Raw genomic sequence first — 11,207 nt, forward strand, 5'->3', positions numbered from 1 at the left:
GGCCGCGCGGCCGAAGAAGCTTGCGGCCGCCGGCGGCCGCGCATGGGCAGGGTGAATCTAGTGAGGCAGCTTGATCGCCCGCCAGCCCGGGTGATTGAAGTATTTGCCATAGGTATTCAGGGTCTGGGAAACATTGACCACCCCCATGGCGCGTGCCTGGCCGGGCTGCTTGCCCTTTATCGTGTCGACACCGCCGGCCAGCTCGCCGATGACGATGTGGAGCTGCGCATCGGCCTTGGGGTCGAGCTTGCAGCTTCCCACGATATAAGCGATGCGCGAGTCGATGTCGTTCGCCAGGGCGTCGTACCCGGCAGCCGTGAGCTTGCCGGCATGCGCGGCCGGCAGCGCGTTTTCCATAAGCGTCCGGATCGCTTCCATGCCCTGGCGCAACGCATCATCGGTGGCCCATTTCTTGCCGGCATTGAGCTGGATTGATTGCGGAGCGCCGGCCCCGTGATCGTGGTGGTGGTGGGCCGGACCGGCAGCCTGCACCATCAGGGGGAGCGCCAGCATGGCGGCGGACAGCGAAAGAAGAATGGGTTTCATGATTCACTCCATGGTGGCGGCGGACAGCGAAAGAAGAATGGGTTTCATGATTCACTCCATGGTTATGGCGGGTTAGCGGACCGGCTTCGCGGCGGTTGTTTTCCCGGAAGTCAAACCTCCCCGCTTCAGGGGCGGAAAGGGCTCGGTCGAAACCTGGTAGATGCCATGGCAGGCATTGCATGTCTGCATCAGGGTGCCCATCTGTTTCAGGGTGTGCTTGGGGTCGCCCAGGCTTTCCGCATCCAGCGCAATCGTGTCGAACGTGGTGTGCACGGTGCCGGCGAACATCTTGAAGGTATCCGGCAATTTTGCCACGGTCTCGGGCGGAATTTCATTCGCGGCCCCGCTGCCCATGGTTCGCGCCGCTTCCGCCAGCGTTTTCATGTCTTCCCGGGTCAGCGAGTCGGTCATGGTCTGCAAAACGTGGAGGAAGTTGCGCATCTCGAGCAGTACCAAATGGCGCTCGTGCGGTTCGAGCACCAGCTTGAGGCGTTCGTCCTTGCCCACGTCGGCCGCTGCGCCTGCCATGACCAGGCTTGCCGCCAGGCCGAGCCATGCCGCTTTGAAATGTGGTTTCATGAATGTGCTCCAAAATTGAAATGGGTGAGTGTTCTGCGGCCGGCACGGCAGGTCCGTGCTGCCGGCAGCCATGCTTTGCGCCTGCCTCGCGCACCGGGAGAGCGGCTCAGCCAACCGTGGCCTCGGCGCTGCTTTTTTCGCCCTTGTTGTCTTCCCAGTGCACGCTTACCTTGTCGCCGGCCTTGGCGCCCTTCACCTTCAGTCCGAGGAAGGGGTCTTTGGAAATGGCCCCGCCCCATTGGGCGGCAATGACCGTCTTGCCGTTCAGGCCGACACTGAGATGCTTGATGAAATGGGCGGGGATCACTTGCCCGGTTCTCGGGTCTTTGCGCTGGCCGGTCTCCATGATGTGGCCGATCAGGACCTTGATTGCCAACAGGTCCCCGGAGAGTTGCGCGCGGATCTTCATCGGTTCTGCCATTTTCTGTTCCTTTCCGTATTTGAAATTCGGATCTCAGCCGCCGCAGCCGCCGATGGTGACCTTGATTTCCTTGGTCGCGCTGTAGTATTTGCCGCCCGCCTTGACCACCACGCGCACGTTGGAGGTTTGGCCCATCTTGATGCGGGTGGAGACGTAGCCCTGCGCCCCGTCGACGAACTCGAACACCGCCAGAAGCGGCAAGGGGTTCTTGTCCGCGAGGATGGCAATGGACTGGGTGTCGGCGATCTGGCTGGTCACCTCGACGGGAATCACGGCGCCGTTTTCGGCAATGTCGGAGGCCTTGATCAGAATATCCCGGCTGTCGGCGACTCCCGACGCCCCCAGGCCCTTGAGGGCGTCGGCGACGTTCTTGGCCTCGAAGGCGCTCTTGTTCCATTCCGCGGCGAGGGCGCGGCCCGGCAGCAGCAGCCCGGCGGATGCGGCGAAGGCGACCAGGCCGGCGGCGCATCCACCCTTCAGCAAGGTCCTGCGTAGTTCATTCAACTCATTCATGTCGTTCTCCGTTTGAGGTTGCAGCGAACGGTTAGCGTGCCGACGGCACGGAAACCGGGTAGTCGTTGGAAAGCACGGTGTAGAACACCTCGAGGTCGGTGTAGGCCGGGTCGCCGGGCGGCAGCGCCTTGGTGCGGGCCTGCATGTTGCAGCGCATGAAGCGCTGCTGCAGCGACTCGATATCCCCCAGGGCCAGGCGGTAGGTGGGGAAGTGGGCCGCGTCGCCGAACGGGGTGGTCGGCACCTGGCCGCGGAAGCGCTGGCCCAGCAGGCCCGTCGAGGTGTGGCAGGAGGCGCAGGAGAAGTTGAACTGCCCGACCTTGGCATGGAACAGTTTCTCGCCGCGCCGATACGACGCCATGATCTCGGCTGAGCCGGTGTCCACTCTGATCGGCGCGCGGGCGGACAGGGACTTGAAGTAAAGGGAGATTTGATTGTTTGCCGGCGACCCCTGCTTGAAGGTCTCCCACAGGGCGGTCTGCGCGCAGTGCTCCACCCGGCTCTCGACGGTCATGATCCGCTTGAGCTTGGGGTCGTACTTGGGGTAGGTCGCCGCCAGCCCCTTCAGGTCGGTTTTGCCCTCGCCGAGGCAGGTGCGGAATGCCGGCTCGCGCTTGGCCCACAGCTTGAACAGCTTTTCTCCCGCCTCCAGCGCCAGGTATCCCGGGTGCATGTCGTCGCTGCGGTCGAAGTCGAGGAATTTCCAGTTCAGCTTCCACTCATGCTCCGGGTCGCCGATCCATTGCTTGTGCTGCTCGAGCGATTTTTCGTCCTGCCAGTACTGTAGGGTGGAACCGAAAGCGGCATCGCCGGCGCCGGCGATGCCGCGGGACGGGTCGATTGCCGCGCTCGGGTAGGTTTCGCGATATGCGTCGGCGCCGGCGGCCGGCCCCGGGGCCGCCACGGCAAACAGCGACATCAGGGCAAGCGCACGCAGGGAAAAAGGATGGTTTCCAGCCATGACAGGGCTCCTTTACTTCGAAGACTGCAGGAAGGCGACGACGTCGCGCAGTTCCTGCTCGTTCAGGATTTGATTGATCCCGAACGTCGGCATGACGGTGTCCGGGTTGCGCCAGCGCATGTCGTAGACCAGGGCGTAGGTTTCCGCGTCGCTTCTGTCCCATGTGCCGTAGGCGCTCAGATCCGGGCCTTTTGAACCGGGCTGCTCCGCGCCCTGGATCAGGTGGCAGGCGACGCAATTGCCCTTGCTGCGTTCATTGGCAAACACCTTGCCGCGCGCCGGATCGCCGCCGAGCGGGCCGGCGAGCGCCTGTTTCACCGGCTTGCGGTTCGGGATCTGGCCGCAGGCCAGGGTGTAGCTCAGGCAGGGCCACTCCGAAAAATCCGTTGCCTTGCCGGCCCCGGCCGCCTGCTGTGCCGGCTTGCCAGGCTGGGCGGCGCAGCCGGCGAGCGCGGCGGCCAGTAGCAGCGGCACAAGGTTCCGCCATTTGCTGAAAATCGGTCTCATGAATATTTCTCCTTTGGTGTTTTTCCGTCGCCCGGCGCGCGCCTAGAAGCTGTGCGTCAGCCTGAGCCCGAAGCGGTCGCCCACCGATCCGGAGACCACGTTCGCGTTGATGGTGCTGGGATTGCTGATGGCGCCGGCGGTCGTGCGCGCCGGGTTCGGGGCGGTGACGTTGCGGAACTCGTAGTTGAAGGTGAGCTTGGTCTTGGGCGTGAAGTGGTAGTTCACGCCCAGGGTCGTGTACTTCAGGATGCGCTCGTCGCCGCTGGTCCAGTATTGGACGGCCGGGTTGGTGTTGGCCGTTTCGTACAGCAGATCGTTGCGCGAATAGCGGATGTCGAACTGCCAGTTCTTGTTGAAGTAGTAACCGTAGTCAAGCGTAATGCCCTTGGCCTTGTTGCCGCGCTCCGCCGCGAACTGGACCAGCCCGCCGTAGGGTGCGTCTGCCGTGTTGGCGGTGGGGGTGTAGTTGATCATCCCGTCGGCGAACATCAACTCGAATTCCACCCGGTGCTTGCCGTTATCCTCGCCGAACAGGTAGCCGAGCGCCTTCATGCCGATGCCGTAGCGGATCCGGTCGAAATCCTGGCTCTCGGTGCCGTTGGCATCGATGATGAAGTTGCGCACGCCCTTGTGGTGGTAGCCGTACAGCTTCACCCCGTGCTTGAGCGGCCCCTTGCCGCCGGGCAGGTCGTACTCGGAGGAGAGATAGAGGTTGAGGTCCTTGTCGCTGTTGTTGTCGCCCCGATGGATGCCGTTGCCGTTGCCGAACATGACCGAGTAGGTGTGGGTCCATTTGTCGTGGCTGAAGGCATCGAAAAACTGCAGTCCCCAGTCGCGCCCGGCGTCCGCGTCGTAGCCGTGCCTGGATACGTTGCCGGCATAGCCCTGGCCTGCGATCGGAGCGGTAGCCTTGGCGTTGCCATGGATGAAGCGCTCGATCTGCACCCGCTGCACGAAGTCGGTGAGGAAGATGTAGTCGGTTGCCTCCAGTCCCTGATACAGCTCCTCTGGGCCGGGCTTGCGCAGCAGGCCCGCCCGCACCCGCATGCCGGGGATGTAGTTGAAGGAGAGACTGGCGTCGGTCAGGCTCGCGATGTACTTGCGCTCGGTGTTGTACGGCGCGTAGTTGGCGACGTTCTCGCCGGCGTTGGCGGTGAGCATGTAATTGATGCGGCCCGGAATCAGGTTGCCCCGGGCCCCCAGCATCAGGTTCTGCAGATAAAGGCCGGACTCGTCGTCTCTCAGCTCCGGGCCAACCCGGCAGTTGTTCACCACCACCCCGTTGTTGGCTACTGCGGGGCCCACAAAGCCGCGTGTGTCCCTGCAGTCGAAGTTGTTTTCGTAGGTGATCTGCACCGCGCCGAGCAAGCGGTGGGTGCTGGCGAGGGGTTCGGTCCCGAACGCCATCACCCAGTTGGTGGCATGGCTTGCCCCGCCGGATGAAAGCCCGACTGCCGTCCAGGCCGCGACGATGAATTTCCTCTTGATGCGCATTCCGTTCTCCTCCTCGTTTGTCTTTATTGGGTGAACAAACATTGATGCGGGTTGCCTGCTTTGAAGACATCGTGTCCTTCACTGGCTTAAACGAGAGGGCGGGAGAAATGTTCCGGCTTTCTGCGCAGCCACATCAAACCCGGCTGCGCGGCATGAGGGACAGTGGAAACCGGAAGACAGAAACGCCGCCGCATGGATGCGGCGGCGTTCAGGCAGGAAGGAGGTGCGGGAGGGAGGCCGGTCGGAGCGATCCGCCGGCCGCCCCAAGGGACATGGCGGAAGCGGCCCCCGATGATGCCGGGACGGCTAGCGGCCTGCCGCTACACCTTGCAATAAGGCTGGGGTGTACCGGCCGGCCTGGATGGCCGAGGGCGGAAATCGCAAGAAGTGTTTTCCATCGTCGATGGCTCGATCAGCGGATCGCGCCTGCGAGTCATCCAGCCATGCCGGCCACGCGGCGCTGCCGCGTCAATCGCCGTGCAGCCGCTCCTCGAGCGAGCCGGCGGGCTTTTGCTGGATCAGGAGTCCGGCCAGGGCCTCCCGCTGTGTGGTATCGAGCATGCGCTGCTCTTCCATCAGCTGCTCGATGACATGGCGCTGCTGCTTTTCCTGGAGGCGAGAGATGGCTGCGCGATCGGCTTCGATCGCCGCAAGGTTGGGCTGCGGCGAGAAAATCTGCCGGATCATGCGTTCGCGGTGAATGCGAACCTCCTCCCAGTCGGCCCCCATTTCCCGCAGAAACCTTTCCTCTTTTTGCCGCCACTGCCGGCGCTGTTCCGCGCTGAGGTTGAGGTACTCCGCCAGGTGGTCGTGCTTGGCGTCGGCATGCAGATCGGGCCAGCCGCCGTTTTGCCAGGCCTGGTAGCCCACCGCGCCCAGCACGCTGACGTTGAGAAGGAGGGAAAACGCAAGCAATGTGTAAAGCCAGGAACGTTTCATCAGATTCTTTCCTTCGGATAGCATTCCGCGAATCCGATACATATGCCGCCTGGCGGAATGGGGTCGAACATGGCCAGGGTCGGGGCCGTCACCTCGGCGTCGAGCCCGCCGGTCAGGAGGTTCCCCAGGAACACCCCCAGCAAAACCGTGGCCGCGGCGGCGAAGGAAGCAGGCAACAGCCGCCACCAGTTGAAGCGCGGCAGGCTTGCCGGGCGGGCGCGCTGCCGCGCCAGTTCCGCCAGCACCGCGGGCGCCAGATCGAACCCCACTTCCTGCCGGGGCAGGGTCTGGAAGCACCCGCGGAGACAGCGCAAATCGTGCAGTATTTCCTTGCAGGCGGAACAGTCTTCCAAGTGCGTCTCGAATTTCAGGCGGGTCTTCTCGTCCAGCTCACCGTCGAGGTAGGCGGAAAGATCCTCGCTTTTTTTACAGTGCTTGTTCATGATCGCTGCTCTCTGAATTGCCGAAATTCCAAATGATGGCCTTAGATCCTGCCCTTGCAGACTTCCAGCAGAGCCTGTCTTGCACGCGCGATGCGGGACTTCACCGTCCCCTCGCGTAAGCCCAGCACATCGCCTATTTCGGCGTACGACATTTCCTCGACTTCCCGCAACAAGAGGACCTGTCGGTAGTCTTCCTGAAGCCGCCGCAGCGCCGCCTCGAGAATGCGGTAACGCTGGGCCGATTGCAGCTCCTCGTCCGGCCCCGCGGCCGGGTCGGGGAAGTCCATGTGCTCCTCGATCGGCACGTACTTGACCACCTTCTTGCGCCGCAACCTGTCCATGGCTGCATTGTTGGCGACACGAAACAGCCAGGTGGCAAAAGCAGCGTCCGGCCGCCATCCGGGCAGTACGCGAAAGGCTTTGAGCATCGTCTCCTGGGTCAGTTCCAGCGCCTCTTCGCGGCAGCCCATCATGCGCAGGAGAAAACGGTAAACGCGATTCTGGTGGCGCCGCACCAATTCCGCAAACGCATCCTGCTCGCCGCGCTGGAACAGGGCGATGCACTCGTGATCCTGCAACTGCTGCCAGCTGCCGCATGGTTCACTCTTGTTCATCCGGCACTCTGTTCATCGACGCCCTGTTCCTGGATACGGCCATCCCGCTGCCCCGATTGCTTCTCGATCCCGTCGAGCCAGTCCCGGATTGTTGGCCGAGGATCTTTTTCCATGCTGCGTTAAACGAAGCCGGAAGAAGAAAGTTCCAAATTATTGCAGAAGGGCGAAAGAGGCGGTGCCTGCGGGTGCCGGCAGGGTCGCTGCATTCGGACGCTTTCCGGCCATGAACAACCTATCGCAACCCAGCAACTAGCGCGCCGACAGGTAGCGCGGGAAGGCGTGCTTGTCGAGTAGGATCTCGATGAGGTTGATCGCGTGTGTCAGATCGGCCTCGGCAAACAGCCGGTCGAGGTCGGCCTCGCTCTCGATGCGGTAGTGCCGCACGCCGAAGGATTGCGCGAGCAGGCCGAAGTCGGGATTCGCAAAGTCGCAGTCGATGTAGCGTTCGCCGTAGAGTTGGAACTGGTTCTTGCGGATGAGCGAGAGCGTGCCGTTGTTGATCACCACCACGTTGAGCGGGATGCCGTAGTTCACCGCGGTCATCATTTCCATGCAGCACATCTGGAAGCCGCCATCGCCGAGGATGGCGAAGGTGGGGCTGTCGGGGGCGAAGCAGCGCGCGCCGATGGCGGCCGGGATCGCGTGCCCCAGCGACGAGATGCCGGAATTCGGGAAGTAGTGGTTGCGGTCGGAGACGTCGAAGTAGCTCTGCGCGAAGACGATGTTGTCGTCGAACACCAGCGCGTTGCGCGGGAAGCGCCGGGCGAGTCCGCTGAAGAATGCCTGGATCAGGTGGAAAGGCTCCTCCTGCGCGGCGCCGCCGCTTGCGGGCGGCGGGGTGGCCGCGCGGTGGCCGTCCAGCAGGTCGCGGGCCTTGGGCGGCATGGCGTCGGTTTCGAGCGCGGCGAGCAGTTCTTCCGTCACCGCGCGGATGTCGCCGCAGATCGCCACGTCGGGCTGGAACACGCGGCCGAGCTGGGCGGCATCGCGGTCCACCTGGGCGATCTTCTTGCCGCTCAGCAGCTTCGCATCCCACAGGTAGCTGGTGCGTTCGTTGAAGCCGGCGCCGAGAAACACCAGCAAGTCGGCGTGCTCGACGAGGTAGCGGTAGGCGTCGCCGCTGGACGTCACGCCGAGACAGCCCAGCGCCAGCGGCGTGCCTTCGGCCACCACGCCCTTGGCCTTGAGACTGGTGGTGACCGGGATGTTGAAGCGTTCGGAAAGGGCGGCGACGGTTTCGCGCGCGCCCGCCTGGATGCAGCCGTGGCCGGCGACGATCACCGGGGCATGCGCTGCCCGGATCAGTTCGGCGAGTGCGGCCGTCGGCATCGTGTGGCGAGTCGTGGACTGGCAGGGGAAATGAATCCGCTCGAGCACGCTGGCATCGACCTGCTCCTTCTGCACGTTGTACGGGATCGACAGCAGCACCGGCCCCGGTTCGTGGCCGAGCAGCGCCCGGGTGGCCTGGTTCAGCACCTGGCCGAGATAATCGGTGCGCTCGACGAGCTTGTGGTAGCGGGTGATGCTGGCGAACAGCGCGCCCTGGTCGATGGCGCCGCCTTCGCCGGAGCTTTCCTGCAGGCCGCCGCGGCCGAAGATGTAGGTCGAGGTCTCGCCGGTGATCGCCAGCACCGGCAACCGCTCGGCGTAGGCATTGGCGATGCCGGTAATGAGGTTGGTCGCCCCCGGCCCCGCGGTGGCGATGCAGGCGGAGGGCCGCTGCGACACCCGCGCGTAGCCGCCGGCCATGAAGGCCGCCCCCTGCTCGTGCTTTACCAGCACACTCTTTACGCCCGAATCATGCAGGCAGTCGTAGATCGGCAGCACGTGCGCGCCCGGCATGCCGAAAATGTGGTCGATGCCCAGGCGTTCCAGATACCGGACGATCAGTTCGCTGACGGAAATATTCATGTGCTTGTTGGGGTGTCGTGCGGTCTCGTTCCGCCGGCGTGCGTTTCGCCGCGGCCGTCCGTCCGGGATTTGAGCACAAGACGCCGCGCGGGAAAACCTTGGGTGTTGCGTGGGATAGGGCCTGAGTCCGGCTGCAGAGGCCGGCTTGGCGGGATGAATGCGGGATACGCTGGAAACTGGGCACTGCAAGACGCCGCCGCCGCCCGCAGGGGCGGCGGCGGCAGTGTGGCTCAGGCATGCGCCAGCTGCTGCTCGATTTCAATGAAGGTGTGCGCCACCTCAGTGGTTTCGATATTGACGCCGAGCTGTTTGCACAGCTGCGACAGCGACAGCAGACCGCGCACCATTTGCTGGCCGTTCGCATTTTCGATCACCAGGGCATGCTGACGGCCGCGTGCCTTGAGCGTCTCCAGCACATGGCCGACGCGGGCATGCGACAGATCGTCGAAATCGACCGCTTCCAGCCGGTCCACCGAGGTCATGATGTCGGCCACCAGCACTTCGTCGCGGCGGATGCCGCGGCTTTGCACCACCTGCAGGGGCTTTTCGCCGTGGATGTCGGAACTGGTGATCAGCCCGGCCACGCGATCCTGGCTGTCCATCACGAACAGCAGGCGCACCTTGCGGCGGATCATGCGCTCTTCCGCCTGCTTGATGGTGTCGCCGGGGGTGGCGATGAAGGCGGTCAGGCGGCGGAAATCGGTCATGACATCGAGTGCCGGGTTGTCCATTCCCACGCGTTCGGGCAATACGCAGGCGGGGCGCAGCAGGCCGGCGGTTTTATCGAGATTGCTGGTGGGCAAACGGGTAAAGCTCATGGCGCGTCTCCTTGCGTCGATTTCGGGATTTCCGTCGCGCCGGCCGGGCGCGCTGGATCGGCTGAGGTCATCCTCCCTCCCGCAAGTCCTCCTGTCTATTCAAGATTTTTTCTCAGGGCATAAATTGTTCTTGGTTGATATGAGGCGGCGCAGGGGGTAGCGCGGCGGCTTAACTTGCCAGCGCCCGCGCGTGAAACGCCAGATGTTCGCCGATGAAGCTGGCGATGAAGTGGTAGCTGTGGTCGTAGCCGTCCTGCATCCTGAGCGTGAGCGGGATGCCGCGCGCCGCGCAGGCGGCCTGCAGGTTCTGCGGAAACAGCTGCTCGGCGAGGAATTCGTCGGCGGTGCCGTGGTCGATCAGCGCGGGCGGCAGCGGCGCGCCGGCCTGGACCAGGCAGGTGGCGTCGTACGCTTCCCAGGCTTTCTTGTCATCGCCGAGATAGGCGCCGAAGCAGCCTTGCCCCCAGGGGCTGATCGTCGGGTTGCAGATGGGGGCGAAGGCGGAGACCGAGGCGTACATGCCGGGGTTTTTCAGCGCGCAGATCAGCGCGCCGTGGCCGCCCATCGAGTGGCCGCTGATGGCGCACCTGCCGGGGATGGCGGGGAAGTTCGCCTCGACCAGCGCGGGCAGTTCGCGGGTGACGTAGTCGTACATCCGGTAGTGCGTCGCCCACGGCGCCTGCGTGGCGTCGACGTAGAAGCCGGCGCCCTGGCCGAGGTCGTAGCGCTCGGGCACGTCGGGCACGTCGTCGCCGCGCGGGCTGGTGTCGGGCATGACGAGAATCAGCCCGAGTTCGGCGCAATAGCGCTGCGCGCCGGCCTTCACCCGCACGTTGTCGTCGGTGCAGGTCAGCCCCGACAGCCAGACCACCACCGGCAGCTTCTGCGTCGCCGCCTGCGGCGGCAGGTAGACCGAAAAGGTCATGGTGCACCGGCATGCGGCCGACTCGTGCTGCCAGCGTTCGAGCCAGCCGCCGAACTCCTTGATGCGTTCGAGTTGCTTCATGTGCAGCCTCAGAAAATGATGACCGAGCGGATGCTCTTGCCTTCGTGCATCAGGTCGAAGGCGCGGTTGATGTCCTCCAGCGGCATGGTGTGGGTGACCAGCCTGTCGATCTCGATCTTGCCGGCCATGTAGTCGTCGACGTAGCCCGGCAGTTGTGTGCGGCCCTTGACGCCGCCGAACGCGGTGCCCTTCCAGGTGCGCCCGACGACCAGATTGAACGGCCGGGTGCAGATTTCCTGCCCGGCGCCGGCGACGCCGATCACGGTGGAGACGCCCCAGCCCATGTGGGTGCATTCGAGCGCGTCGCGCATGACGTTGACGTTGCCGATGCACTCGAACGAGTAATCGACGCCGCCCTGGGTCAGGTCGCGGATGGCCTCGGAGACCGAGCCGTTGACGTCGCGCGGGTTGATGAAGTCGGTGGCGCCGAGCGCTTTTGCCATTTCGAACTTGTC

At 64.1% G+C, this 11,207-nt stretch carries 14 protein-coding genes; all 14 read right to left on the reverse strand.

Translation table 11 applies throughout. The annotated features are described in order from the left end of the window. Positions 1-57 precede the first annotated feature (57 nt). Positions 58-546 carry a hypothetical protein gene (locus tag BGO62_RS06310; protein WP_296640320.1) on the reverse strand — a complete coding sequence of 163 codons (489 nt, stop codon included), beginning with the start codon at positions 544-546 and terminating at the stop codon, positions 58-60. 72 nt (positions 547-618) lie between these two features. Then, positions 619-1,197, reverse strand: a complete 579-nt coding sequence (locus BGO62_RS06315; RefSeq protein ID WP_296640323.1) for a hypothetical protein — start codon at positions 1,195-1,197, stop codon at positions 619-621. Between the two features lie 34 nt (positions 1,198-1,231). After that, the gene (gene soxZ / locus BGO62_RS06320) at positions 1,232-1,546 is read right to left on the reverse strand and encodes a thiosulfate oxidation carrier complex protein SoxZ (protein WP_296640325.1); all 315 of its coding nucleotides are present in this window, start codon (positions 1,544-1,546) and stop codon (positions 1,232-1,234) included. Positions 1,547-1,579: 33 nt separating this feature from the next. Further along, a complete protein-coding gene (soxY, locus tag BGO62_RS06325) occupies positions 1,580-2,059 on the reverse strand; it encodes a thiosulfate oxidation carrier protein SoxY (RefSeq protein ID WP_296640326.1) in 480 nt (159 codons plus the stop codon). A 31-nt stretch (positions 2,060-2,090) separates the two neighbouring features. Next, positions 2,091-3,020, reverse strand: coding sequence for a sulfur oxidation c-type cytochrome SoxA (soxA, locus tag BGO62_RS06330; RefSeq protein WP_296640329.1), 930 nt, complete (start codon positions 3,018-3,020; stop codon positions 2,091-2,093). A 12-nt stretch (positions 3,021-3,032) separates the two neighbouring features. Then, entirely contained in the window at positions 3,033-3,494 is a 462-nt protein-coding gene (gene soxX, locus BGO62_RS06335) for a sulfur oxidation c-type cytochrome SoxX (protein WP_296640330.1), read from the reverse strand. A 75-nt stretch (positions 3,495-3,569) separates the two neighbouring features. Beyond that, entirely contained in the window at positions 3,570-5,021 is a 1,452-nt protein-coding gene (locus tag BGO62_RS06340; protein WP_296640333.1) for a hypothetical protein, read from the reverse strand. Between the two features lie 468 nt (positions 5,022-5,489). Further along, complete coding sequence (locus tag BGO62_RS06345) at positions 5,490-5,960, reverse strand: periplasmic heavy metal sensor (protein ID WP_296640335.1); 471 nt, start codon at positions 5,958-5,960, stop codon at positions 5,490-5,492. Further along, positions 5,960-6,403 (reverse strand): zf-HC2 domain-containing protein, encoded by a 444-nt coding sequence (locus BGO62_RS06350; protein ID WP_296640338.1) that lies wholly within the window; start codon positions 6,401-6,403, stop codon positions 5,960-5,962. The genes BGO62_RS06345 and BGO62_RS06350 overlap by 1 nt, the downstream gene beginning before the upstream one ends. 41 nt (positions 6,404-6,444) lie before the next feature. Next, positions 6,445-7,017: a sigma-70 family RNA polymerase sigma factor gene (locus BGO62_RS06355; RefSeq protein ID WP_296640340.1), complete on the reverse strand. Its 573-nt coding sequence runs from the start codon at positions 7,015-7,017 to the stop codon at positions 6,445-6,447. Between the two features lie 249 nt (positions 7,018-7,266). Next, complete coding sequence (locus tag BGO62_RS06360) at positions 7,267-8,928, reverse strand: thiamine pyrophosphate-binding protein (protein ID WP_296640343.1); 1,662 nt, start codon at positions 8,926-8,928, stop codon at positions 7,267-7,269. A 230-nt stretch (positions 8,929-9,158) separates the two neighbouring features. Next, positions 9,159-9,746 carry a CBS domain-containing protein gene (locus tag BGO62_RS06365; RefSeq protein ID WP_296640346.1) on the reverse strand — a complete coding sequence of 196 codons (588 nt, stop codon included), beginning with the start codon at positions 9,744-9,746 and terminating at the stop codon, positions 9,159-9,161. A 169-nt stretch (positions 9,747-9,915) separates the two neighbouring features. Then, positions 9,916-10,752: an S-formylglutathione hydrolase gene (fghA, locus tag BGO62_RS06370; RefSeq protein ID WP_296640349.1), complete on the reverse strand. Its 837-nt coding sequence runs from the start codon at positions 10,750-10,752 to the stop codon at positions 9,916-9,918. An 8-nt stretch (positions 10,753-10,760) separates the two neighbouring features. Next, the coding region (locus BGO62_RS06375) for a zinc-binding dehydrogenase (RefSeq protein WP_296640352.1) at positions 10,761-11,207 on the reverse strand (447 nt) is incomplete at its 5' end.

It is taken from the genome of Thiobacillus sp. 65-1402 (assembly GCF_001897685.1).
Taxonomy (GTDB): Bacteria; Pseudomonadota; Gammaproteobacteria; order Burkholderiales; family Thiobacillaceae; genus Thiobacillus.